General features: G+C 60.6%; 18 protein-coding genes. 12 read left to right on the forward strand and 6 right to left on the reverse strand.

Annotated features, from left to right (window positions below; all coding sequences use genetic code 11):
• Positions 1 to 4: 4 nt before the first annotated feature.
• The 8 genes from KVG87_RS14750 to KVG87_RS14785 all read left to right on the forward strand — a co-directional run bounded on the left by KVG87_RS14750 (position 5) and on the right by KVG87_RS14785 (position 15570).
• Positions 5 to 4486 (forward strand): SpvB/TcaC N-terminal domain-containing protein, encoded by a 4482-nt coding sequence (locus KVG87_RS14750; protein WP_217851345.1) that lies wholly within the window; start codon positions 5 to 7, stop codon positions 4484 to 4486.
• An 86-nt stretch (positions 4487 to 4572) separates the two neighbouring features.
• Entirely contained in the window at positions 4573 to 7266 is a 2694-nt protein-coding gene (locus tag KVG87_RS14755; protein WP_367616684.1) for an RHS repeat domain-containing protein, read from the forward strand.
• Positions 7256 to 8023 (forward strand): hypothetical protein, encoded by a 768-nt coding sequence (locus tag KVG87_RS14760; protein ID WP_217851347.1) that lies wholly within the window; start codon positions 7256 to 7258, stop codon positions 8021 to 8023. Before KVG87_RS14755 ends, KVG87_RS14760 begins: the two co-directional genes overlap by 11 nt.
• A gap of 24 nt (positions 8024 to 8047) precedes the next feature.
• Positions 8048 to 9895 (forward strand): RHS repeat domain-containing protein, encoded by a 1848-nt coding sequence (locus KVG87_RS14765; protein WP_217851348.1) that lies wholly within the window; start codon positions 8048 to 8050, stop codon positions 9893 to 9895.
• An 84-nt stretch (positions 9896 to 9979) separates the two neighbouring features.
• Entirely contained in the window at positions 9980 to 11740 is a 1761-nt protein-coding gene (locus tag KVG87_RS14770) for a sensor histidine kinase (protein WP_076563976.1), read from the forward strand.
• Positions 11740 to 13071, forward strand: a complete 1332-nt coding sequence (locus KVG87_RS14775) for a sigma-54-dependent transcriptional regulator (RefSeq protein ID WP_217851350.1) — start codon at positions 11740 to 11742, stop codon at positions 13069 to 13071. The genes KVG87_RS14770 and KVG87_RS14775 overlap by 1 nt, the downstream gene beginning before the upstream one ends.
• Before the next feature lie 414 nt (positions 13072 to 13485).
• Entirely contained in the window at positions 13486 to 14805 is a 1320-nt protein-coding gene (locus tag KVG87_RS14780; RefSeq protein WP_024014128.1) for an MFS transporter, read from the forward strand.
• A 135-nt stretch (positions 14806 to 14940) separates the two neighbouring features.
• Positions 14941 to 15570 carry a flavin reductase family protein gene (locus tag KVG87_RS14785; protein ID WP_071173402.1) on the forward strand — a complete coding sequence of 210 codons (630 nt, stop codon included), beginning with the start codon at positions 14941 to 14943 and terminating at the stop codon, positions 15568 to 15570.
• On the opposite strand, the gene KVG87_RS14790 is transcribed toward KVG87_RS14785, so the two are convergent.
• Positions 15571 to 15813 (reverse strand): hypothetical protein, encoded by a 243-nt coding sequence (locus KVG87_RS14790; protein ID WP_041479831.1) that lies wholly within the window; start codon positions 15811 to 15813, stop codon positions 15571 to 15573.
• A 43-nt stretch (positions 15814 to 15856) separates the two neighbouring features.
• Positions 15857 to 16210 (reverse strand): putative quinol monooxygenase, encoded by a 354-nt coding sequence (locus KVG87_RS14795; RefSeq protein WP_016773446.1) that lies wholly within the window; start codon positions 16208 to 16210, stop codon positions 15857 to 15859.
• Positions 16211 to 16606: 396 nt separating this feature from the next.
• Here KVG87_RS14795 and KVG87_RS14800 point away from each other — a divergent pair, with 396 nt between their 5' ends.
• On the forward strand, positions 16607 to 17536 hold the full coding sequence (locus KVG87_RS14800) for an AraC family transcriptional regulator (protein WP_016773445.1): 930 nt from the start codon (positions 16607 to 16609) through the stop codon (positions 17534 to 17536).
• A 124-nt stretch (positions 17537 to 17660) separates the two neighbouring features.
• Here the strand turns inward: KVG87_RS14800 and KVG87_RS14805 are convergent, their stop codons facing one another.
• On the reverse strand, positions 17661 to 19112 hold the full coding sequence (locus KVG87_RS14805) for an aldehyde dehydrogenase family protein (protein ID WP_217851352.1): 1452 nt from the start codon (positions 19110 to 19112) through the stop codon (positions 17661 to 17663).
• Entirely contained in the window at positions 19109 to 20746 is a 1638-nt protein-coding gene (locus KVG87_RS14810) for a 5-guanidino-2-oxopentanoate decarboxylase (protein WP_217851354.1), read from the reverse strand. Before KVG87_RS14810 ends, KVG87_RS14805 begins: the two co-directional genes overlap by 4 nt.
• Before the next feature lie 218 nt (positions 20747 to 20964).
• Between KVG87_RS14810 and KVG87_RS14815 the strand changes: the two genes are divergently transcribed.
• A complete protein-coding gene (locus KVG87_RS14815) occupies positions 20965 to 21846 on the forward strand; it encodes a LysR substrate-binding domain-containing protein (RefSeq protein WP_217851356.1) in 882 nt (293 codons plus the stop codon).
• A gap of 123 nt (positions 21847 to 21969) precedes the next feature.
• Here KVG87_RS14815 and KVG87_RS14820 read toward each other — a convergent pair whose 3' ends face one another.
• Positions 21970 to 22584 (reverse strand): NAD(P)-dependent oxidoreductase, encoded by a 615-nt coding sequence (locus tag KVG87_RS14820; RefSeq protein WP_217851359.1) that lies wholly within the window; start codon positions 22582 to 22584, stop codon positions 21970 to 21972.
• Between the two features lie 45 nt (positions 22585 to 22629).
• Positions 22630 to 23508 carry an MBL fold metallo-hydrolase gene (locus KVG87_RS14825; protein ID WP_122602065.1) on the reverse strand — a complete coding sequence of 293 codons (879 nt, stop codon included), beginning with the start codon at positions 23506 to 23508 and terminating at the stop codon, positions 22630 to 22632.
• Positions 23509 to 23620: 112 nt separating this feature from the next.
• On the opposite strand from KVG87_RS14825, the gene KVG87_RS14830 reads away from it, so the two are divergent.
• Together KVG87_RS14830 and KVG87_RS14835 are read left to right on the forward strand one after the other, a co-directional pair.
• Complete coding sequence (locus tag KVG87_RS14830; protein ID WP_205869266.1) at positions 23621 to 24550, forward strand: LysR family transcriptional regulator; 930 nt, start codon at positions 23621 to 23623, stop codon at positions 24548 to 24550.
• A gap of 112 nt (positions 24551 to 24662) precedes the next feature.
• The gene (locus tag KVG87_RS14835) at positions 24663 to 24839 is read left to right on the forward strand and encodes a hypothetical protein (RefSeq protein ID WP_016773438.1); all 177 of its coding nucleotides are present in this window, start codon (positions 24663 to 24665) and stop codon (positions 24837 to 24839) included.
• Positions 24840 to 24845 lie beyond the last annotated feature (6 nt).

The raw sequence follows: 24845 nt of genomic DNA on the forward strand, positions 1-24845 counted from the left end.
GACCATGGCCGATCAAGACCTCAGCATCACAGCTCCCTCCATCGCCAAGAGCTCATCGATCGCCACCATCGGCAAAAGCTGGAGCGCCGTCGGGCCGACCGCCTCGGCTGGATGCGAATTGCCGATCCCGCTCTCAAGAGGTCGTGGTTATGACCCGCAAATATCCCTGTCAATCAACAGCCAGAGCGGTAACGGTCCGTTTGGCCTTGGTTGCCACCTGGGCCTGAGCCAGATCAGCCGCCGCACCAACAAAGGTGTTCCACGGTATACCGAGCACGATCAAATCATCGGGCATGACGGCGAGGTGTGGATGCCGGAGCTCGATGATGCCGGAAACCTGAAGTCGCGCACGGAACACAGCTACAGAGCTCGCCCCATTCCTGAGCACAACGTCGTGATCTACCGGGCGCGGATCGAAAGTGATTTTTCCCTGCGCGAATGCTGGCATCCGGCTGACGGTGGAGCCCCGTTCTGGCTGGTCCACGGCGCCGACGGTACGTTGCATGTCTACGGCAAAACCAGCGCCTCACGCCGTGCCGACCCCGACGACGAATCGCGCATTAGTAGCTGGCTGCTGTGTGAAAGCATGAACGCCCATGGCGAACACATCTGCTACGAGTACAAGCCCGACGATCAGCCTGACGAGCACGATCCGATTCACGACTACCGCGCCCAGCGCTATCTGCGCCGGGTGTGCTACGGCAATGCCACGGCGAGCGATCGCCTTTACAGCTGGGACACTGACCGGCCGACGGATCTGCCATGGCATTTTCAACTGGTGTTCGATTACGGCGAACGCAGCAGTTCGCTGACGGAGACCCCGAGCTACGAAGAAGTGAACCGCTGGCGGCTGCGACCGGATCCGTTTTCCACCTATGGCCAGGGTTTTGAACTGAGCACCCGCAGGCTGTGCCAGCAAGTGTTGATGTTTCATCACTTCCCCGAAGGGCTGGCGACAGAGGCGAAGCTTGTACGGCGCCTGCTGCTGGAATACCGACCTATCCAGAACACTGCGCCGTGGGCCTACAGCCAAATCACCGCGGCGCACTATCAGGCCTTCGATGCGCAAGGCAATGTCGAGCATTCACCGCCGCTAGAGTTCGAATACTCACCCTTCGAGATCAACAAGACAGCTGCACGCCTGTTGGAAAACGAGACTCAACCGGGCATTGATGACGGCGGGTTCTACCAATGTGTCGATCTGTATGGCGAGGGCGTGCCGGGCTTTCTCTGCCGCTATGACAACGCCTGGTACTACCGCGAGCCGCTGCGCGCGGCGCCTGGCACTGAATTGATCGGTTACGGCCCATGGGCTCTGCTGGACAAGATCCCGGTGGCAGATCGTAACCGCGCCGTGGCGCAACTGCTGGATCTGACCGGTGATGGGCGCCTGGACCTGATAATCGCCCGCTTGGGTTACTGCGGTTTCCATGCGCTGAATGCGCAGCGCCAATTCGAACTGTTCAGCGCGTTCGACACGTTTCCCCGGGAACACCAGGATCTGACTTTGACCATGGGGGATTTCAGCGGCGACGGCCTGATGTCAGCGGCCAGCATCAGCCACGACCGAGTGAGGCTCTATGCCAGCCTGCGCGAAAAAGGCTTCGCCGCCGCACAGGAAATACCCCATGCATACGAAGACGACCGTCTGCCGGTATTCAGCAACTCGCGAACCGAACTGGTGCTTCTGGGCAATCTGCTCGGCAGCGACATGCCCGAGCTGTGTCGCATCCGCCATGACGAAGTGCGCTGCTGGCCGAATCTTGGTCATGGCAAATTCGGTCAAGGTCGCAAGATCAGTGCCCTGCCCTTCACCTACGACGAATTCGACGCCGCACGAGTGCGTCTGGCCGACCTCGATGGCTCCGGCGCACCCGCGCTGATCTATCTGCGATCCGAAGGGTTCGACATCTACCTGAACCGGGGCGGCAACGGCCTGGAGCAGATTCCCGTCAGCGTGCCGTGGCCTGAAGAAGTGCGTTATGACCGTTTGTGCCAGGTCAGTTTCGCCGACCTGCAAGGCCTCGGTTGCGCCAGCCTGATTCTGACGGTGCCGCATATCCAGCCTCGGCATTGGCGCTACGATTTTGTTGCAGCCAAGCCCTATCTGCTGCTCAACAGCAACAACAACATGGGTTACTCGAGCAGCGTGACTTATCGCAGTTCGGCTCAGGAATGGCTGGATGAAAAGGAGCGGCTGCTGGCACTTGCGCGTGCACCGATATGTCATCTGCCGTTTCCGCTGCCCGTGGTGAAGAAGCAGGAGCAACACGACGAGATCACCGACAACCGGTTGACCCAGTCATTCACCTGGCGCGAAGGGTTCTACGACGGCAGGGAACGGGAGTTTCGCGGGTTCGGCTATTTGCAGCAACTTGACTGCGAGATTGGAGCCGATCCTTCAGAGCCTGGCTTCAACGAGCCGGTGCAAACATGCACCTGGTTTCACAACGGGCAGGAAATGAATCGTTCCCGCGAGGATTATTTCAACGCGGACGTGGACGCCTGCCCGTTGGGCGAAACCCTGTTCAGTCGTTATCACCCCAAGGGTGAAATCGATGAGCCTGTCACGCCGGAAGATTTCGACAGTCGCTATCGGATTGCGCAGGCACTGGTCGGCTCGGTTGCCCGAACGGAGACCCTTGCCTACCAGGCAGATGCCCTAGTGCCTGGCGCTGCCAAGCTGTACTCAGTAGAGGAAAAGCGCTATCTGGTGCGCGAGGTGCGGCCGCAGGGGCCATATGCCGCAGCCATTCTGCTGCCCTTTCAGGTCGAAGCAATCAGCTATCAGTACGACGGTTTTATCAACGACCCGCTGTGCCGCCACGATGTCACCCTGCGCTGGGACGCTTATGGCGCCGCGACCCATGCACTGACGGTGAGCTATGCGCGCAGGTTGACCGCCCAGAGCCCGCCACCCTTCACCGAGGACCACCTGAATCAATGGTGGTCCGACGCTCACGACGAGGCGCAGCAATACTTTTACATCAGCGAAACCCGTGCGCGTCTGATCAATCTGCCAGAGCCGCAGCAATGGCGACTGAGCTTGCCCTATCAGGAACGGGGCGATGCGCTGAAATTGGCCAAAGGTACGCTACCCGGCGAGTTGAACCCGGCACAGGTATCTTTCGAATCGTTGAGAAAGCTGCAGGATTCGCAAGAATGGGCCATCGAACGGGTACTGACTTCCCAATCCATACAGCGTTATGTGGACGTAGAGGGTATTGAACTGGAGGACGGCGTCGCCGGATTCGAAGCCCTGTCGCATTCTATGGAGCTTGCTTTGCTGGACAAGAACGCGCTGGACGCTTACAGCATTGTGCCCGACCTGAACATTCGCGAGGCCCTCGAGGCAATTGGTTACTCACCCATGCCGCTGCTGTTCGATACGCCGCCGAGCGAGGAACAAAACCTTTGGTCATCGCGGTTCAATCTGGCTCGGTACGGCGACTTGCAAGCCTTCTACAAAGTGCTCGATTTCAACGAAACGCCAAGCCATGGCGTGACCAGAGCCGAATACGATCAACACTGCCTGACGGTCATGCGCATGGAGTTGCCCGACGGTTGCGCCGTGCAGGTCGCGGAATTCGATTACCACGCCCTGAAACCCAAGCGAATCACCGACGCCAACGACAACACTGAAGAAGTCATCCATGAGCCTTCCGGTCAGCCGCTGGTCATCAGCTTTCACGGTACCGAGAATGGCAAACCTGCCGGATTCGACAAGCTGACCGATGGGTGGACCCTACCGGACACCAGTCCGGAATACGCCATTCAGTATCCAGAAGACACTGTAAAAAACGCAGCGAGTACCCTGCACAAAAACCTGTTCAGCTGGATGGGCCTGATACCCGCCTCCACGCTTCAAACCCTGTCAATCAAGCAGGGCGATCTGTTGCCCGGCGGGCAGATCCGCGCCAGCGCACGTCGCCGGCTCGCGCAAAGCCTCAACCTGACGCCTGAAGACCAGCAATTGCTCGAGGCCATTGAACTGGCTTACCGAGAACCGGTTCACACCGTGGTGCTCAGCGCCGACCGCTATCCCTACGACGCCATAAAGGCGCAGATCCAGATCGTCAAAACCTGCGTCGACGGCTTTGGTCGGGTACTGCAAACCCAACAGAAGGTCGATCCGGGGCTGGCTTATTTGGTGGGTGAGGATGGTCAATTGCTGATCGAAGAAGGTGAGCAACCGACGCAGACACGCTGGCGTATCAGCGAACGCGTCGAATACAACAACAAAGGTCTCGCGCAGCGCCAATACCGGCCGTTTTTCGCTAACACGCACCGCTACGTCAATGATCAATCGCTGCGCCAACTCGGGCTCTTCGATCAGCTGTTCTATGACGCAACGGGACGTCCGATCAAGCTGATCAACGCCAAGGGCGACTTTTCCCGCGAGACGTATCATCCCTGGTATCACACCAGCGAAGACTTCAACGACACCGCTGAAGAGGTGGTGTCTACGCGCGGGTCAGGCGCATGAGCGCCTCCACACATTGGCGCACGCCTTCGCTGATCGTCAGCGACGGACGTGGCCTGCCAGTCCGTCAGGTCGCTTATCTGCGTACCGTGGTGGGCGATACGCCTAGCGCACTCGTGACCCTCCAGCACCACGATGTCGCCGGGCGCCTGGTCGCGCAACAGGATCCGCGCCTGCCGATCGCGAACACAACCACCGTGTTTTCGCTGAACGATATCGCCGTGTTTACCGACAGCCGGGATAGCGGCTGGCGCCTGCAGCTGCCGGGCAGGGCCGGGGAGCCCGGACACCGTTGGGACGCGCGCGGCCATGTCTGGCAATCGACCTTTGACGAGCAATTGCGCGTGGTGCAGCTCGAAGTCTCGGGAAACGGCGAAAATCAGCTCGATACCTTCACATACGCCCCCGGCTCTGCCGGAGCAGACTCCAACCTGCGCGGCCGGTTGATCCGGCAGACAGATCCGTCAGGCTCGCTGGATATCACCAGCTATGCCCTCACCGGACAGGCACTGGTGGAAAAGCGCACATTTGATGATCACCAAGCGTTCACCAGCCATCAGGTGTTCAGTCCGCTTGGTGCCGTGCTTGAACAGACCGACGCCGGCGGCCATCGCAGAACCTCGCGCTATGGGCTTGCCGGGCAGCTCAGGCAGATGCACTTGCAAGTGAAGGCAAACATCACGCAAGTCCTGCAGGATGCGCACTACAACGCCAATGGCCAGCTCATCGAGCAACAGGACGGCAACGGAGTGCTCAACGAATGGACCTACGACCCAGCCGACGGACGCTTGCGCACCCGGATCAGCCATAAGCCCGGCCAACCCGCATTGCAGGATCTGCAATATTCCTACGATCGCGTCGGCAATATCATCCGCATCGAAGACCACGCCTTCGAGCCCACCTGGTTCGCCAATCAACGGGTCGACGGCCACCGTGAATTCGACTACGACTCCCTGTACCGTCTGATTCGCGCGACCGGTCATGACGACGCCCTGCCCCCGGACATTCCCGGCCTGCCGCGACCGCCCGACGAACGAAACCGCCTCAATTACACCCAGACGTATAGCTACGACGACGGCGGCAATCTGACCGAATTGCGTCATCAGCGCGACGGCAACAGTCGCACCCGCACCATGCGCATCGACGACAAAAGCAATCGCGGGGTGCGCTGGCAAACAGGCGACGAGCCGCCGGACTTCGACATCTGGTTCGACCCGCACGGCAATCAACGCAAGCTGCACCACGGTCCGTCATTGCACTGGAACAGCCGTGATGAACTGGAGCGCGTGGATCTGGTTATCCGTCAGGACAGCGATAACGATGCCGAGTATTACCAGTACAGCGCGGGCCAGCGGGTCCTCAAATGTCATGAATGGTTCACCAACAAGGTCCGCCACTTCCACCAGGTGCGCTACCTGCCAGGGCTGGAAATTCGCAGCAAAGACAACGGCGAAGAGCTGCACATCATCAGCCTCGGTAACGCGCGCTGCCTGCATTGGGCGCAACGTTCAGCGCCGATGGACGACCAGATGCGCTACACCCTCGAAGACCACCTCGGCTCTTGCGTGATGGAGCTCAATGAAGACGCTGTGGTCACCAGCGCAGAAGGCTATTACCCGTTCGGCGAAACCGCATGGATGGCCCCGGAATCGGAAATCGAATACCGCTTTATCCGTTATTCCGGCAAGGAAATGGACGTCAGCGGTTTGTACTACTACGGCGCCCGTTATTACGCGCCGTGGTTGCAGCGTTGGGTCAGTGCTGACGCCGAGCAGGCGGACGGCCTGAATTTGTATGCATTCGTGGGAAATAACCCGATCCGTTTCATCGATCCGGACGGCAACAAGCGTGCAGAAGGCGTGATCATGCTGTATTCGGCGTTCGCATCCGCCGTGGAAGGGCATTCCGAAGAAGTCCTGGGACAGCTGCACAGCATCATTCATCAGGATGTTGCACTGAGCATGGCAATGAATCTGGCGGGAGAAACCCTCAGAGGCGTTATCGGTTATGAGGGTGGATCCATCGGTGGTACGCAATTTGACACCATGATCCCCGCTCTTGAAGTAAAGCCGAATGTGTTGAAACCCTCAGGCTTGATCGGCGGCAACATCGGTGGAGATGTCGCCGCAGCTATCGGCGAACCACTGGCTGACCATGTCAGGCTTCGCGTCGGTCCTTTGATACCGCAGACCTCGCAGATGTCCGTCAGCGCGATTGATCAAAGTCTGGGAATTCAGGAATCGGTCAGGGAGATCAACTCCTGGAAAGACTTCAGGAGGGAGCTGCTCCATCCGGCACTCAATGCGATCACCAACCCAGTGTTTTTGATGAACAGAGTATTCGGATCGGTAATCGCCATCATTCCCGGCGCACTCAACATGGGAAGTCGGGCGCAGGAAGCACAGGACATCAAGAACCGCCTCGACCCGGTGAAAATCGAAAAAATCGAGAAAATGCTCAGCGACTGGAAAGCAGCCATCGAAGAACGGTCTGCATGGGCAGAGAATGCCTTTGATGCACTGGGCGTTGACAGTGTTTCGCCCGCCAATGTGCTGCCGAATGCGAATAGCAACACGTCCAGCGAAACATTGGCGGTCATCACGCGTTCCGGCCTGCAGCAAAGGAACCGGGCTGTACTTGCGAACATCGCGCAAGCGCAGGCCGGCCTCGCGCATTACAAAGAGATGGGGTCGACGGACAACCAGTATTTGGCTAGGCAGCGACATCTGGCATCGAAAAAACCTGGCAGTCCACTGGTTGCCAAGTTTAAAAATGGACGATGAAACCATGCACTCGCGCACGCCGTCCTTGTCGGCCACTGACGGTCGAGGCTTTACTGTCCGGCAGATCGATTACCTGCGCAACCTGGCCGGTGCCTCCCCCAAAGCCCTCGTGACTCGCCAGCAATACGATTTGGCCGGCCGTCTGGCATTGCAGCAGGATCCGCGTCTGGCCGTTGCCAACGTCAGTACCGTTTACGCGCTGAACGGCGATGCGCTGTACACCGCCAGCGTGGACAGCGGCCAGCGTTTGATGCTGCCCGGGTTGGCCGGCGAGCCAGTGCAGCGATGGGACGGCCGCCACCAGCATTGGCAGTCGTCGTTCGACGAGCAACTGCGCGTGGTGAAGCTTGAGATGACCGGCAACGACAAGACACAGCTCGATACCTTCACCTATGCCGACGGTTCTGCCGGAGCAGACTCCAACCTGCGCGGCCGGTTGATCCGGCAGACAGATCCGTCAGGCTCGCTGGATATCACCAGCTATGCCCTCACCGGACAGGCACTGGTGGAAAAGCGCACATTTGATGATCACCAAGCGTTCACCAGCCATCAGGTGTTCAGTCCGCTTGGCGCCGTGCTTGAACAGACCGACGCCGGCGGCCATCGCAGAACCTCGCGCTATGGGCTTGCCGGGCAGCTCAGGCAGATGCACTTGCAAGTGAAGGCAAACATCACGCAAGTCCTGGAGGATGCGCACTACAACGCCAATGGCCAGCTCATCGAGCAACAGGACGGCAACGGAGTGCTCAACGAATGAACCTACGATCCAGCCGACGGACGCTTGCGCACCCGGATCAGCCATAAGCCCGGCCAACCCGCATTGCAGGATCTGCAATATTCCTACGATCGCGTCGGCAATATCATCCGCATCGAAGACCACGCCTTCGAGCCAACCTGGTTCGCCAATCAACGGGTCGACGGCCACCGTGAATTCAGCTACGACTCCCTGTACCGTCTGATTCGTGCGACCGGTCATGACGACGCTCTGCCCCCGGACATTCCCGGCCTGCCGCGACCGCCCGACGAACGAAACCGCCTGAACTACACCCAGACGTATAGCTACGACGATGGCGGCAATCTGACCGAGTTGCGTCATCAGCGCGACGGCAACAGTCGCACCCGCACGATGCGCATCGACGACAAAAGCAATCGCGGGGTGCGTTGGCAAACAGGCGACGAGCCACCAGACTTCGACATCTGGTTCGACCCGCACGGCAATCAAAGCAAGCTGCACCACGGTCCGTCATTGCACTGGAACAGCCGTGATGAACTGGAGCGCGTGGATCTGGTTATCCGTCAGGACAGCGATAACGACACCGAGTATTACCAGTACAGCGCGGGCCAGCGGGTCTTCAAATGTCATGAATGGTTTACCGACAAGGTCCGCCACTTCCACCAGGTGCGTTACCTGCCAGGGCTGGAAATTCGCAGCAAAGACAACGGCGAAGAACTGCACATCATCAGCCTCGGTAACGCGCGCTGCCTGCATTGGGCGCAACGTTCAGCGCCGATAGACGACCAGATGCGCTACACCCTCGAAGACCACCTCGGCTCTTGCGTGATGGAGCTCAATGAAGACGCTGTGGTCACCAGCGCAGAAGGCTATTACCCGTTCGGCGAAACCGCGTGGATGGCCCCGGAATCGGAAATCGAATACCGCTTTATCCGTTATTCCGGCAAGGAAATGGATGTCAGCGGTTTGTACTACTATGGCGCCCGTTATTACGCGCCGTGGTTGCAGCGTTGGGTCAGTGCTGATCCGGCGGGGGATGTGGATGGTTTGAATCTGTATGGTTTTGTCGGTAACAACCCGATCGTCCATGTCGACCAGACCGGTGCCTTCAAAGTGGTGTTTGACCTGGTCAGAAAAGCGGTGGGTATCTTTGATCAAGCGCAAACTGCGGCGGAGCAATTGCACAACCTGACCACCGAGTTCGATGGCCTGATTCCTGAAGGCCAGAACATCGAAGAAGTGCGCAAAAGCATGACGTTCGGCAAATTCATCACCTCCCGGGCCGGCATCAAATCGGCCTTTTACGGTATCGGCAAAGGCATCGCCATCGGCAGTGTCATCGGCACCGTGGTACCCGGAATCGGCAACGCCATCGGTTCCGGCGCAGGGGCAATCGCGGGGGCGATTGTGTTCCCGGTATTGCGTTACCACTTTTTCAAGAAGGGTTTGAAAGCAGCGCAGACGCTGCACACCCAAGAACTCAAGGATGGGCTGAAGACGCTGAGCGACGGCGCCGCAAAAGCCGTCGACGGCGCGGGAGTTCTTCTCGATAGAGGTGCTGCGGTTATCGACAGCATCAAGACCTTCACTGATAACGTCGACAGCTACTCCGAACCCATCCAGAAGATGTTCTACGCCCAACTGGAAGCCCTGGATGCAGAAAAACAGCGTCAGTTCATGAAGCTGGCGAGGACTGGCGTAGACCCGTTCGAAGCTATCGACGAGGTCCTGCAAACCGCACAGGCAATCATCGCAGCCCCGAGCGAGGCGCAAGGCGTGACTGAACGCCTGCAGCAACTGGAGCGCTCGCTCGCTGCCGAACCTCGCGGCAGACCGGTGCCGAAGCCGAGGTTGAATCTTGTGCATCGACGTCAGGTACAGGAGACAGCTGTCTAGCAGACACGGCCGGCGCGAACAGCGCGCCCGGCCACCTCGGCCCATGCTATCGTGCCCGCCCGTCCTGCCGACCTTTCATCCAGCATGCTGCCGACTTCCCGTACCCTGCGTCTGTCGTTGTATTCCCTGCTGATCATCGCCGGCACGGTCATTGCCGCGACGCTCGCGATGCGCCACGCGGAACGTCAGGCGCTGGAAGAAGATGCCGCCCGCGCCAATCAGCAACTGGGGTTGTACGCCAACTCCTTGCACACCCTGATCGACCGCTATCGCGCCCTGCCCGCCGTACTGGCGCTGGATCCGCAATTGCGTTCGGCCCTGGCCGGCCCGGTCGGTGCTGCGCAGCAAGCGGCATTGAATGTGAAGCTGGAAAAGATCAACGGCGCCGCGCAATCCTCGACCCTTGAACTGCTCGATCGCACCGGCCTGGCCGTGGCCGCCAGCAACTGGCGCTTGCCCAGCAGTTACGTTGGCCACAATTACGGCTTCCGCCCCTATTTCAGCCAGACCCGCACCCAAGGCACCGGGCGGTTTTACGCGGTAGGCGTGACCAGCGGCATTCCCGGGTATTTCCTTTCCAGCGCCGTACTTGGCGACAACGACGAGTTTCTCGGCGCGATGGTGGTCAAGCTGGAGTTTCCCGAACTGGAGCGCGAATGGAGCCAGGGCAGCGACACGCTGCTGGTCAGCGATGCACGCGGGATCATCTTTATCGCCAATCAGCCGGGCTGGCGTTATCGCGCCTTGCGGCCGTTGAGCGCTGATGATCTGGCCGAGATCAAATCCACGCGACAGTACGACAAGCAATCGCTGCTGCCGCTGACCCATTTGCCGCTACGGCGCTTCGATGACAACAGCGATCTGCGCCGGGTCGAAGGTCCGCAGGGCACGGCGGATTATCTGTGGGAATCGCTGCCGCTGACGACCGAGGGCTGGACCCTGCACCTGCTGCGCCGTCCGCAAGTGGCCTTCGAGGATTTGCGCAACGCCGCGCTGGCCGCCGCCGGTGTGTGGCTGGCGCTGGTGTTCCTGTTGCTGTTTCTCAATCAGCGCTGGCGGCTGGCCAAGGTCCGTCAGCGCAATCGTGAAGAACTCGAGCGCCTGGTCGAGGAGCGCACCCGCGATCTGCGCACCGCGCAGGAAGGTCTGGTGCAGTCGGCCAAACTCGCCGCGCTGGGGCAGATGTCCGCCGCGCTGGCCCACGAAATCAATCAACCGCTGACCGCCCAGCGCATGCAACTGGCAACCCTGCGCCTGCTGCTCGAACATGGCCGCGTCGATGACGCCTACAAGGCGCTGAAACCGGTGGACGACATGCTCACGCGCATGGCTGCCCTAACCGGCCACCTCAAGACTTTCGCCCGCAAGAGTCCGAGCGGTTTGCGCGAACGTCTGGATCTGGCGACGGTTGTCGATCAGTCGCTGCAACTGCTCGATGCGCGGCTGCGTGACGAACAAGTCAGCCTGGTGCTGCATCTGACCCGTCCGGCGTGGGTGCGCGGTGATGCGATTCGTCTGGAACAGGTGTTGATCAATTTGCTGCGCAACGCGCTGGATGCGATGCAGGGTAAAGCCTGCAAGCGTCTGGAAATCCGTCTGGAGGCTGATGAACAATTGTGGCGGCTGAGCGTCAGCGACAACGGCGGCGGCATTGCCGAGGAACATCTCGGCCAGGTGTTCGATCCGTTCTTTACCACCAAACCGGTGGGTGACGGTCTGGGCCTGGGGCTGGCAGTATCCTTCGCCATCGTGCATGAATCCGGCGGGCGCCTGAGCGCCGAGAACGGCGACACTGGCGCGGTGTTCAGCCTGACCCTGCCAATCGATCTGGAGGCACATATCTGATGCTCGACTCGGTGATGGTGGTCGACGATGAAAGCAGCATTCGCAACGCCGTTGAACAGTGGCTGAGCCTGTCCGGGTTTCAGGTGCAATTGTTCAGCCGCGCCGAAGAATGCCTCGCCGCGCTCCCCGAACATTTTGCCGGGGTGATCCTCAGCGACGTGCGCATGCCCGGCATGGACGGTTTGCAACTGCTCGCCGAAGTGCAAAAGCGCGACGCCGATCTACCGGTGATTCTGCTCACCGGCCATGGCGACGTGCCGATGGCGGTCGAAGCCATGCGCGATGGCGCCTACGACTTTCTGGAAAAACCGTTCAGCCCGGAAACCCTGCTCGGCAGCCTGCGCCGGGCGCTGGACAAACGCCGCCTGGTCCTGGAAAACCGTGCCTTGCACGAACTGGCCGACAACCGCGCAAAGCTCGATGCGACGCTGCTCGGCGTGTCCCGCGGCTTGCAGACATTGCGTCGGCAGGTGCTGGATCTGGCGACGTTGCCGGTCAATGTGCTGATCCGGGGCGAAACCGGCAGCGGCAAGGAACTGGTCGCACGTTGCCTGCATGATTTCGGCCCGCGTGCCGGCAAACCGTTCGTGGCGCTGAACTGCGCGGCGATTCCGGAGCAACTGTTCGAGGCCGAACTGTTCGGCCATGAGAGCGGCGCGTTTACCGGCGCCTCGGGCAAGCGCATCGGCAAGCTGGAATACGCCGATGGCGGCACGCTGTTTCTCGATGAGATCGAAAGCATGCCGCTGGCCCAGCAGGTGAAATTGCTGCGGGTCTTGCAGGAGCAAAAGCTTGAGCGGCTGGGGTCGAACCAGAGCATTCGCGTTGATTTGCGTATCGTCGCGGCGACCAAACCGGACCTGCTCGACGAAGCCCGCGCCGGGCGTTTTCGTGAGGACCTGGCGTATCGCCTGAACGTCGCCGAACTGCGCCTGCCGCCGCTGCGCGATCGCCGCGAAGACATTCCGTTGCTGTTCGAGACCTTCGCGCAGAATGCCGCTCAGCGTCTGGGTCGGACCTTTCCGCCGTTGACCGGTGCGCAGCTCAGTCACCTGCTCAGCCATGACTGGCCGGGCAATGTGCGCGAACTGGCCAACGTCGCGGAACGTCAGGTATTGGGGCTCGATGAACCGGTCGCTGGAATCGATCCGGGGCAATCGCTGGCGGCGCAGCAGGAAGCGTTCGAAGCGCAATGTCTGCGCGCGGCGTTGACCCGGCACAAAGGTGATGTCAAAGCCGTGCTCGAAGAACTGCAACTGCCGCGCCGCACGTTCAATGAAAAGATGCAGCGGCATGGATTGAGTCGGGAGATGTTTGTTTCCGACAGCTGATGATCGTTCCCACGCGCAGCAAAGGAATGCAGCCCGGGACGCTCTGCGTCCCCTTCGAAGCCGAACGCGGAGCGTCCGTTGAGGCATTCCCACGCAGAGCGTGGGAACGATCACACAGCTGACTTATTCGGCGTCTCTGATGGCCCCTTCGCGAGCAAGCTCGCTCCCACATGGAGTCAGTCCACTCTGTGGGAGCGAGCCTGCTCGCGAAGAGGCCTGTTGAGCCGCAGCAAATGCCCACTCTGATGAGCAATTTTCCGCTCACCACAACCCATGCATAAGCGGATTTCCGCTCACCCTTTCCCGCCACCCCCTCTAAACCGGCCCTCCTTCCCTTGGCACACCTCCTGCTATAGCCCTGGCAGGCTGCGTTCCGACGCGCTCCACAAAAACAATTAAACGAAGGATCCTTCAATGGATAACTCCAACGCCCTGCCCCTTGGGTCGGCTGCCGTGCCGGCCAAACCGAGAACCACCGCCAGCCGGATCAAATCGATCTTCAGCGGCTCTGTCGGCAACATGGTCGAGTGGTACGACTGGTATGTGTATGCCGCCTTCTCCCTGTACTTCGCGAAAACCTTTTTCCCCGCCGGTTCCACCACTGCGCAACTGATGAACACCGCTGCGATCTTCGCCGTGGGCTTCTTGATGCGTCCGATCGGTGGCTGGCTGATGGGCATGTACGCCGACAAGGTCGGGCGCAAGAAAGCGCTGATGGCCTCGGTGTACCTGATGTGCTTCGGCTCGCTGCTGATCGCCCTGAGCCCGAATTATGAAACCATCGGCATCGGCGCGCCGATCCTGCTGGTGTTCGCCCGCCTGCTGCAAGGCCTGTCGGTCGGCGGCGAGTACGGCACCTCGGCGACTTATCTGTCCGAGATGGCGACCAAGGAACGTCGCGGCTTCTTCTCCAGCTTCCAGTACGTGACCCTGATCTCCGGGCAGCTCATCGCCCTTGGCGTATTGATCGTGCTGCAAAACATGCTGACCACCGAACAGCTGTACGCATGGGGCTGGCGCATTCCGTTCGCCATCGGCGCGCTGTGTGCAGTGGTGGCGCTGTACCTGCGTCGCGGCATGGAAGAAACCGAGTCGTTCACCAAGAAAGAAAAATCCAAGGAAAGCGCGATGCGCACCTTGATGCGCCACCCGAAAGAGTTGTTGACCGTGGTCGGCCTGACCATGGGCGGCACCCTGGCGTTCTACACCTACACCACCTACATGCAGAAATACCTGGTGAACACGGTCGGCATGAGCATCTCCGACTCGACCACCATTTCCGCCGCCACGCTGTTCCTGTTCATGTGTCTGCAACCGATCATCGGTGGCCTGTCGGACAAGATCGGTCGTCGTCCGATCCTGATCGCCTTCGGTGTGCTCGGTACGATCTTCACCGTGCCGATCCTGATGACCCTGCACACCATCCAGACCTGGTGGGGCGCGTTCTTCCTGATCATGGCGGCGTTGATCATCGTCAGCGGCTACACCTCGATCAATGCGGTGGTGAAAGCCGAATTGTTCCCGACCGAAATCCGCGCCCTGGGCGTTGGCCTGCCGTACGCGCTGACCGTGTCGATCTTCGGCGGCACCGCCGAATACATCGCGCTGTGGTTCAAGAGCATCGGCATGGAAACCGGTTACTACTGGTACGTCACCGCGTGCATTGCCGTGTCGCTGCTGGTGTACATCACCATGAAAGACACCCAGAAGCATTCGCGGATCGTCACTGACTGATAGGGCTACTTCGCTGGCAGGCCACAAAATCTGTGTCCTGCCACGAACCCTACGGGGTCTCGCGTCTGGCTGGAAATATGCGCTGGGTCCTTGCACTATGGCTGCATCCGAATGCAGCTCAGGAATCCGCTCCCCATGCCCGATGACATCCACTTCTACGAACCCGCCAACGGCCACGGCCTGCCTCACGATCCGTTCAACGCCATCGTCGGCCCGCGCCCCATCGGCTGGATTTCCTCGCAGGATGCCGAAGGCCGGCTCAATCTCGCGCCATACAGTTTCTTCAACGCTTTCAACTACGTGCCGCCGATCATTGGTTTTTCCAGTGTCGGGCGCAAAGACAGTCTGAACAATATCGAGCAGACCGGTGAGTTCGTCTGGAACCTCGCCACGCGCCCGTTGGCCGAGCAGATGAACCAGAGCTGCGCGATGGTCGCGCCTGAGGTCAACGAGTTTGAACTGGCAGGGCTTACGACCGTGGCGTCAAAGGTGATTTCGGTGCCACGGGTCGCCGAAAGCCCGGTGTCCTTCGAGTGCAAGGTCACGCAGATCATCCAGCTGCAACGCGCCGATGGCGAAACTGTACCGAGCTGGCTGATCCTCGGTGAAGTAGTCGCGGTGCACATTGCCAAATGGCTGCTGAAGGACGGCATCTACGACACCGCCGCCGCACAACCGATTTTGCGCGGCGGCGGGCCGGCGGATTATTTCCAGCTGGGGCCTGAGGCTCTGTTCAAGATGTGGCGCCCGGGCGCACAGAAGTAATTACCAGATCAGCTCGGCGTCGTCAGTGACGCCCTTGAGCTTGTCCAGTTCGTTGATGGCTGCATCATCGGCAGCGATGGCGCCGGGGAACACCTGCTCGTTGAGCAATTTGTGAAAGCGTGGTGCGCCGCCATCGACCAAGGCCTTGACCGCGATGGCCGCGTAATAACCCTTGTTGCCGCCCAGCTCGACGGGGACGACTGCGGAGACTGCTTCGAAGCGTTCAAACTCTTTACGTGCCATGTCGCGGATCCTGGCTCAATCAAATAAGCCGGACATTAAACCCTCAACCGGCGAGTTTGTGTATCGGCGCGGCGCATTGACCGAGGGCCTGCGCGGCGGAAACGTCCCTGAAGGTGTGGAAGTCAAGGCTGTTGACCACCAGGTCCTGCACCAGCTCGGCGAAGACTTCCATTGACGGACTGTTGAAATAAGTCGTCATCATTTGCTGACTGCTCCAGTAGCCGCTGACCAGCCACAGGTCGGCGTCGCACTGCGATTGTTGCAAGGAAAAACTCAGGCAGCCGGGCGCCGCGCGCGAGACCTCGATCAACGCGCTCAGGCGCACACCGAGTTCCGCCGAACGCCCGGCCTGGGCACGAACGAAGGCCATATGACTGACAGGCATTTGCTTGGACATGATCAACCCTCCATGAAATCGCGTGGCAGCCGGGGGACGGGCTGCGACTGAAGCAAAGATTAAGGGCCGGGGCGGCTGCCCCGTTAGTCGATTCCTGCCTTCGCGTTGCACAATCCTGCGAGACTGTGCCGACGACCTGTAACAACCTGTAAACCCGCGCAACACGTCTGTCATACGCGTTTTGTGTAGGAGCTGCCGAAGGCTGCGATCTTTTGCTTTTGCCTTGAAGATCAACGGATCGCAGCCTTCGGCAGCTTCTACAGAATCGTATGGCGGGAGGCATGTGCGCACCCGCGGGCAGAATCAGGCAAGCATTTGGCAGAATGTGTCTACCGCTGCTGCTTGCACAAACATATGCTCTGCTGCATTCCCCCTCACTTGCCGAGGATGCCGTGCATGACGTCATTCGATCGTTTTCAAGCCGAACCCAGCGCCGACATGGAAAAGCAGCGCGCGGAGCTGGCGGCGATCATCCGCCGCAACACCAGCGACGATGGCAGCTACCAGACCGCCATCGGTTCGCTGGTGATGTCGCGTCACACCCAGTCCCATGACTTTGCCCCGGTACTCGCGCAGCCGGCGCTGTGCATCATGGCGCAGGGGCGCAAAGAGGTCCGCCTGGCCGACGAGTTCTTCAACTACGACCCGCTGAATTATCTGGTGGTATCGGTTTCGATGCCGCTCAGCGGGCGCGTGGTGAATGTCTCGCCGGAAGAACCGATCCTCGCCGTGCGCCTCGACATCGATCCGACCGAAATCACCGCGCTGATCGCCGACGCCGGCCCGATGGGCGTACCGACGCGGCCGACCGGACGTGGTCTGTACGTGGAAAAAATCGACAGTGCCATGCTCGACGCGGTGCTGCGGCTGGCCCGACTGCTCGACGCGCCGAAAGACATCGCCATGCTCGCGCCGCTGATTCGCCGGGAGATTCTCTATCGCCTGCTGCGTAGTCCGCAGGGTCATCGTTTGTATGAGATTGCGATTGCCAACAGCCAGAGCCATCGCATCAGCCAGGCAATCAAATGGCTCAACGGCAATTTCGAGCAGCCGCTGCGCATCGATGATCTGGCGCGGGAAGTGAACCTCAGCGTGTCGACCCTACATCACCGCTTCAAGGCGATGACCGCGATGAGTCCGTTGCAATATCAGAAACAGCTGCGCCTGCAAGAAGCGCGGCGGCTGATGTTGACCGAAGGGCTGGAAGCCTCGGCGGCGGGGTATCGCGTGGGCTATGAAAGTCCGTCGCAGTTCAGCCGCGAGTACAGCCGCCTGTTTGGCGCGCCGCCGTTGCGGGACCTGGCGCGGTTGCGGCTTTCTGTCTGATCCGGAATCTGAAGCGGGGCTCATGGCGCTTTCGCGAGCAGGCTCGCTCCCACGGAGAAATGCATTCCAATGTGGGAGCGAGCCTGCTCGCGAAGGGGTCAGTCCAGGCGATACATCTCTGTGATCAGAGCGCGCGGATCACATGCTTGATCTCCTGAAACGCCGCCAACCCCCAAGGCCCCAGCTCTCGCCCGACACTGCTCTGCTTGTAACCGCCCCAAGCCGTCTGCGGGAAGATCACCTGCGGAGCATTGATCCACACCAGCCCCGCTTGCAAGGCATTGGCCACGCGATCTGCTGCGGTGGCATCGCGTGTCACTACGCTCGCGACCAGGCCGAACTGGCTGTCGTTGGCCAAGGCAATCGCTTGGGCCTCGCTGGCAAAACTGCGCACACACACCACCGGCCCGAAAATCTCTTCACGCCATAAGGCGCTGTCCAGCGACACGTCGGTGAACACCGTCGGTTGCAGGAAATAACCGCGCGGCAAATGCGCCGGACGATTGCCGCCGCACACCAACCTCGCCCCGGCGCTCAAACCGCGATCAATATGCCCAAGCACCCGCTGGTACTGCGCCTGATTGACCAGCGCGCCCATCTCCACGTCCGGATCGAACGGATCGGCCACTCGAATCGCCTCTGCGCGCTTTTGCAGGTGCTGAAGAAATTCATCCATCAATTCCTCGGCAACCAGCACCCGACTGGTGGCCGAGCACATTTGCCCGGCGTTGAAGAACGCCCCACCACACGCCAGTTCCACCGCCAGATCCAAATCGGCATCCGCCAGCACCAGCAAGGAAGATTTGCCACCCAGCTCCAGGCTCACACCCTTCACGGTTTCAGCAGCGCGTTGCATCACCTGCACACCCACAGCGTTGCTGCCGGTAAAGGAGATCTTGGCGATGCGAGGATCCGCCGACAACGGCGCGCCTACCGCCAGCCCGGTGCCGCAGACCAGATTGAACACGCCGTCGGGCAGCCCGGATGCAGCGATGATCGCGGCCAGTTCCAGCTCCGGCAGCGGCGTCACTTCAGAAGGTTTCAGCACCACGCAGCAACCGGCGGCGAGCGCTGGCGCCAGTTTCCACGCGGTGGTGACCATGGGGAAATTCCACGGCACGATCAGCCCGACCACTCCGCACGGCTCGCGCCGCAGGCGCGCACTGAAATCATCGCTGGGCAACGGCACGTTGCTGTCCTGACCGGCGTCGAGGCCTTCGGCGAGTTCGGCGTAATAGTCAAAAGTGGCGATCACGTCATCGACATCGATGGCCGCTTCGAACTGCGGTTTACCGTTGTTGCTCGACTGCAGGTTCAGCAAATGCTCGCGACCGTTGCGCACGCCGTTGGCAATGTTGCGCAGGATCGCAGCGCGTTCGGCGCCGGTGGTTGTCGACCAGTGTTCGAACGCCTCGGTCGCCGCGCTGATCGCCTGGTCGACGGCGTGTTCGTCACCGCCATTGACGGTGGTCAGCAGCGCTTCGGTAGCGGGGTTGATCACCCGCAGATGTTCGCGGCCTGACGACCATTGGCCATTGATGTAGAGGCCGTCGAGTGTGGTTGGAAAGCTGATCATTGGGCCACCGCCTGCATCCACTGGTTCTGGTCGATTTCAATCAGCGTCGGGCCTTGCCGGTCCGTCGCTTTACGCAGCGCTGCGCGCAATTCGTCGATATTGCTGATGGCTTGCGCGGCGCAACCGAGGCCCTTGGCCACGGCGACGAAGTCCGGGGTGTAGATGTCCACGCCAACCGGTTCGATGGCGCGGTTGACCATGTACTTTTTGATTTCCTCGTAACCCTGGTTATTCCACAGCAGCACGATCACCGGCACCCGCGCTTCGACGGCGCTGGCCAGTTCCGGCAGGGTGAATTGCAAGCCGCCGTCGCCGATCAGGCACACCACTGGCGGTCGCGCGCCGTTATCGAGTTGGCCGCCCAGCCACGCACCAATCGCCGCCGGCAACGCATAGCCAAGCGTGCCGTAACCGGTGGATGCGTTGAACCAGCGGCGTGGACGCTGGGGGTTGAACGTGAGGTTGCCGGTGTACACCGGTTGCGTGGAATCGCCGACGAACACCGCTTCGGGCAATTCGTGCAACACGGTTTCGAGGAAACGCGTCTGCGCCAGCGTCGACGCATCCCAACTCGCCGCCAATTCATTACGCAGGCGCATGGCGCGGACCTGGCCCCAATCATTACGACGCTCGGCCAGCGGCTTTTGCGTCAGCGTGCTGAGCAAGGCTTGTGCGGCGTTGCGCGAGTCAGCGACCAGTGCGACGTGCGGCGGGTAGTTGCGCACGGTCTGATCGGCATCGATGTCGATGCGCAGCAGCTTGCCGGGAATCTCGAAGCCGCCGGCGAAAGTGACGTCGTAATCGGTCTCGGCCAGCTCGGTGCCGATCGCCAGCACCACGTCGGCTTCAGCGACCAGTGCGCGGGTGGCGACGAGGCTTTGCGTCGAACCGATCAACAACGGATGGCTGGTCGGCAGCATGCCTTTGGCGTTGATGGTCAGCGCTACGGGAGCGTCGAGCAATTCGGCGAGTCGGGTCAGCTCCGGTGCCGCGTCGATAGCACCGCCGCCGGCGAGAATCAGTGGACGTTGCGCGGTGGCGAGCAGTTCGCTCATGCGGGCCACGGCTGCCGGTGCGGCGCCGGCGCGATCGATATTCACCGGCAGGCTGGCGAGCAACTCATCGGCCTCTTCCACCAGCACGTCCAACGGAATTTCGATGTGCACCGGACGCGGTCGCCCGGCCTGGAACAGCGCGAAAGCGCGAGCAAGCACCACCGGCAGTTCGGCAGCGGACATCAGCGTGTGCGAGAACGCTGCGACGCCGCCGACCAGTGCGCTCTGGTTCGGCAGCTCATGCAACTTGCCGCGCCCACCACCCAACTGACTGCGCGACTGCACGCTGGAGATCACCAGCATCGGAATCGAATCGGCGTAAGCCTGGCCCATCGCCGTGGTGATATTGGTCATGCCCGGGCCGGTGATGATGAAGCACACGCCGGGTTTGCCGCTGGTGCGCGCGTAGCCGTCAGCCATGAACCCGGCGCCCTGTTCATGACGAGGCGTGACGTGGTTGATGCTTGAGCGCGCGAGGCCTCGGTACAGCTCGACGGTGTGCACACCGGGAATGCCGAACACCTGCTCGACCGCGTAATTCTCCAATAGCTTGACCAGTACTTCGCCGCACGTTGCCATGTTGATTGCCCTTTCATTCACTGAACACTCCCTGTGGGAGCGAGCCTGCTCGCGAATAAGCGGTCCAGCCAACATCCGTGTCGAACCTTGAACCGTCTTCGCGAGCAGGCTCGCTCCCACAGGGTCCGTGGAGTGCCCATTGGAACGGTGCGCAACTGGCAGCAACAATCGATTAAAAGTCATACTAGCCATGTCCCCACGTCATACCTCGGATCGCCATGAAACGCCTGCCACCTCTGCCCGCTCTGCATACGTTCTGGATCACCGCGCAATGCTGCAATTTCACTCGCGCCGCCGAGCAGTTGCACATCACTCAGGGCGCGGTGAGCCGGCAGATCGCCGGGCTCGAAGAACAGCTCGGTTATCCGCTGTTCATTCGTCTGGCCCGAGGTCTTGCGCTGACGGCCGAAGGCCGCGAATGGCTGCCGAAAGTGGAAAAAATCTTCGGGCTGATCAGTGAAGCGACCGAGCAGATCGGTCAGACGCGGCAAACCTTGCAACTCAAGGCACCGAGCTGCGTGATGCGCTGGCTGCTGCCGCGTCTGCTGCAATGGCAGAAGGAACGCCCGGACGTGCCGGTCAAATTGACGGCGTCGCTGCAACACGGTGTGGATTTCCAGCGCGAGCAATTCGACGCCGCCGTGATCTACGGCCCGCCGCCGGACAATTCGCCAGGCGCGCTGCATCTGTTCGACGAGCAACTGACACCGGTCTGCTCGCCGCAACTGCTCAAGGGCTCGCCCGCGCTGAATTCACCGCAGGATTTGCAAGAGCATCTGTTATTGCACCCGACCCACGACATTCAGGACTGGTCGGTATGGCTCGATGCAGCGGGATTGCGATTGGGCAACCTTGGCAGCGGGCAGCATTTCGAAACGCTGGATCAGGCGATGTCGATGGCCTCGCACGGGACCGGGGTGGCGATCGGGGACTGGTCGCTGATTGGCGATGATCTGGACGCAGAACGGCTGGTGATGCCGTTTGCGTTGAAGGTGAAGACGGGGTTGGCGTATTACGTGGTGGTGCCGCAGGACGCGGAACCTTGCGCGCCTCTTCAGCAATTGATGGACTGGTTAGTCGAACAGGCCTGGTCTCGCTGAAAATCTACACTCACCTGTGGGAGCGAGCCTGCTCGCGAATGCGGTCGTTCATTGAGCATGAATGTTGACTGACATGCCGCCTTCGCGAGCAGGCTCGCTCCCACATTGAGACTTCGCCCAATCTTAGTAACCGACCGTATAACGCTGGCGCAAATGCTTCGGCGTTTCCACTTCGTCGATCAGCGCAATCGCGTAATCGGCAAAGGTGATCCAGCTGCGTCCTTCGGCACTGACCAACAGATGATCCTTGCCGACGCGATACTGGCCGCTGCGTTCACCCTCGACAAACTCCGCCGACGGCGACAAAAAGGTCCAGTCCAGTTCCTGCTCCTGACGCAGCGCATCAAGAAACTCAGCACCTGCGCTCGCCTCGGCTTTGTATTCGGCCGGGAAACCGGCACTGTCGATCACCCGCGTGTCATCCGGCAGCAACAGCGAACCGGCGCCGCCGACCACCAGCAAGCGCTTCACGCCCGCCTGTTTTACCGGTCCGACAATCGCCGAGGCCGGGACGGTGGCGAAATGCGCTGCGCTGATCACTGCGTCGTGACCGGCCACCGCCGCTTGCAGCGCCGCCGAATCCAGCACGTCGAGGCTCTTGCTGACGACACCGGCGCGATCACCGACCTTTGAGGTATCGCGGGCAATGGCGGTGACGCTGTGGCCGCGACGCAGGGCTTCTTCCAGCAGTTGGCTACCGGCACGGCCGGTGGCACCAATGATTGCAATCTTGCTCATGACATTCTCCAGTTGGCTTGAAAATGCTGCGTGTTCAGGTTCGGCTTACCACTGCATCTCGCCCTTGGCGACTTTCGCGCTGAGCTCCAGCGAGCTTTCCTCGCCGAGTTGCGGGTAGCGTTTTTTCATCGCTGCGATCAGTGCAGCAGAGTCTTTGGCCTTGGCGGTTTCGGCATCGAAGGCCTTGATGTAATCGGCGGTGAATTTCACGCTGGCCAGCGAGCGGCTGCTGTCGCCCAGAAAATGGCCGGGTACTACGGTTTGCGGTTTCAGGCTTTCGATGGCGTGCAGGGTGTGCAGCCAGTCGGCGTGGGATTGCGCGGTCTGGGTGTCGGCCATCCACACATGAATGTTCTCGGCGACCACTACGCCACCGACCACAGCTTTGAGCGACGGGATCCATACGAAGCTGCGATCCGGTTGCTTGCCGTCGAGGCCGATCACCTGCAATTGCTTGCCTTCGAGGGTCAGGCTGTCGCCCTTGAGCACGTCCGGGACGATGGTTTTCGCCGGCACATCGGCGCCCATTTTCGGCCCCCAGAAGGCCAGTTTGCCGTCGACGGTGTGCTTGATGTGATCGACAGTCGGCTGCGAAGCCAGCACTTTCGCCTGCGGGAATGCTTTGGTCAGGGTGTCGAGGCCGAAGTAGTAATCCGGGTCACCGTGGCTGATGTAGATGGTGGTCAACTGTTTGCCACTGGCGCGGATCTTCTCCACCACCTGTTCGGCCTGGGATTTGCCGAATTGCGCATCGACCAGAATCGCTTCTTTCTCACCGCTGACCAGCACCGAGCTGACCGGGAAAATCGCCTGGGTGCCCGGATTGTAGATATCGAGGCTCAGCTCGGCGGCGGATGCATGGGCGGCAAAGCCGAAAAATGCTGCGGCGAGCAGAACGCGTTTGAAGGGGGTGAAGCCGATCATTTGTTGCTCCGGATTGCGAATGCCAGTCTGGCGATGAACAGAGCTTAGTTGCCAGACTCAGTACAAAAAATGCGATGCTTGGACATAGTTTGTTTCTGAAAGCGGGCAAATCATGGATCGGCTTCAAGCAATGCGAGTATTCGTCACGGTGGTGGACCTCGGCAGTCAGTCGGCGGCGGCTGACCACCTCGACCTGTCGCGGCCGGTGGTGTCGCGCTATCTGGCGGAGCTGGAAGACTGGGTCGGCGCGCGGCTGATGCACCGCACCACGCGCAAATTGAGCCTGACCGCCGCCGGCAGCGAAATCCTCCCGCGCTGTCGGCAGATGCTCGACTTGTCGCACGACATGCAGGCCGCCGTCAGCGAACCCGATGACGCGCCGCGCGGATTGCTGCGGATCAGCGTCAGCACCTCGTTTGGCCAGGCGCAGCTGGCCGATGCGGTCGCGGCGTACGTCAGGCTTTACCCCGGCGTGAGTATCGATCTGCAAATGCTCGACCGCACGGTGAATCTGGTCGATGAACGCATCGATCTGGCGATTCGCACCAGCAATGATCTTGATCCGAATCTGATCGCCCGGCGCCTGACCGTGTGCCGCTCGGTGGTCTGCGCAGCGCCGGCTTATCTGCTTGAGCATCCGGCGCCGCAGACGGTTGAGGATTTGAGCCGACATAACTGCCTGACCCATTCCTATTTCGGCAAGAGCCTGTGGCATTTCGAGGAGGATGGCGAACCGGTTTCGGTACCGGTGCAGGGCAATATCAGCGCCAACGAGGCCAGCACCCTTCTGCGCGCAACCCTCGCCGGCGCCGGCGTGGCGATGCTGCCGACCTACCAGGCTGGCGTGCATATTCACAACGGCGAACTGCTGCGTTTGCTGCCACACGCAGAACCGCGCCAGATGAATATCTACGCGGTGTACGCCTCACGTAAACACATGCCGGCGGCACTGCGCAGCATGCTCGACTTTCTGGTTCAGCGTTTTCCCGAAAATCCCGCGTGGGATGAAGCTGCGAGCCTCAAGCCACAAGCGCCAAGCTGACCGCGTCGTGACAGCTTGCCGCATGCCGCATGCCGCTTAAAGCTTGCAGCTGCGCCTGCCTGACCTATGCTCAAAGTAATACCGCAAGGTAGACGTTCAGAGGTCGAACACCATGAACATCAAAACAAAAAGATACGCCGCCATTTTCATCACCTGCGCCGCCACGCTGGCGCTGTACGGCACCGCTGCCTGGCGGGTCGAGCAGTTGCGCCAGCTGCCGCGCGAGTATGCGAGCTGCAACTACGAGCGGTGTATTCCGCACAATGCCACGCTGAACGCATTGCGCTGATAGACC

The sequence above is a fragment of the Pseudomonas siliginis genome, from assembly GCF_019145195.1.
Taxonomy (GTDB): Bacteria; Pseudomonadota; Gammaproteobacteria; order Pseudomonadales; family Pseudomonadaceae; genus Aquipseudomonas; species Aquipseudomonas siliginis.

What these genes read in the sequence shown, in the direction of transcription:
- KVG87_RS14815 (WP_217851356.1), top strand. Translation starts at nt 20,965, where the DNA reads ATGAAACGCCTGCCACCTCTGCCCGCTCTGCATACGTTCTGGATCACC.
- KVG87_RS14785 (WP_071173402.1), top strand. Translation starts at nt 14,941, where the DNA reads ATGCCCGATGACATCCACTTCTACGAACCCGCCAACGGCCACGGCCTG.
- KVG87_RS14835 (WP_016773438.1), top strand. Translation starts at nt 24,663, where the DNA reads ATGAACATCAAAACAAAAAGATACGCCGCCATTTTCATCACCTGCGCC.
- KVG87_RS14795 (WP_016773446.1), bottom strand. Translation starts at nt 16,210, where the DNA reads ATGTCCAAGCAAATGCCTGTCAGTCATATGGCCTTCGTTCGTGCCCAG.
- KVG87_RS14770 (WP_076563976.1), top strand. Translation starts at nt 9,980, where the DNA reads ATGCTGCCGACTTCCCGTACCCTGCGTCTGTCGTTGTATTCCCTGCTG.
- KVG87_RS14790 (WP_041479831.1), bottom strand. Translation starts at nt 15,813, where the DNA reads ATGGCACGTAAAGAGTTTGAACGCTTCGAAGCAGTCTCCGCAGTCGTC.
- KVG87_RS14830 (WP_205869266.1), top strand. Translation starts at nt 23,621, where the DNA reads ATGGATCGGCTTCAAGCAATGCGAGTATTCGTCACGGTGGTGGACCTC.
- KVG87_RS14780 (WP_024014128.1), top strand. Translation starts at nt 13,486, where the DNA reads ATGGATAACTCCAACGCCCTGCCCCTTGGGTCGGCTGCCGTGCCGGCC.
- KVG87_RS14760 (WP_217851347.1), top strand. Translation starts at nt 7,256, where the DNA reads ATGGACGATGAAACCATGCACTCGCGCACGCCGTCCTTGTCGGCCACT.
- KVG87_RS14750 (WP_217851345.1), top strand. Translation starts at nt 5, where the DNA reads ATGGCCGATCAAGACCTCAGCATCACAGCTCCCTCCATCGCCAAGAGC.
- KVG87_RS14805 (WP_217851352.1), bottom strand. Translation starts at nt 19,112, where the DNA reads ATGATCAGCTTTCCAACCACACTCGACGGCCTCTACATCAATGGCCAA.
- KVG87_RS14825 (WP_122602065.1), bottom strand. Translation starts at nt 23,508, where the DNA reads ATGATCGGCTTCACCCCCTTCAAACGCGTTCTGCTCGCCGCAGCATTT.
- KVG87_RS14775 (WP_217851350.1), top strand. Translation starts at nt 11,740, where the DNA reads ATGCTCGACTCGGTGATGGTGGTCGACGATGAAAGCAGCATTCGCAAC.
- KVG87_RS14810 (WP_217851354.1), bottom strand. Translation starts at nt 20,746, where the DNA reads ATGGCAACGTGCGGCGAAGTACTGGTCAAGCTATTGGAGAATTACGCG.
- KVG87_RS14800 (WP_016773445.1), top strand. Translation starts at nt 16,607, where the DNA reads ATGACGTCATTCGATCGTTTTCAAGCCGAACCCAGCGCCGACATGGAA.
- KVG87_RS14820 (WP_217851359.1), bottom strand. Translation starts at nt 22,584, where the DNA reads ATGAGCAAGATTGCAATCATTGGTGCCACCGGCCGTGCCGGTAGCCAA.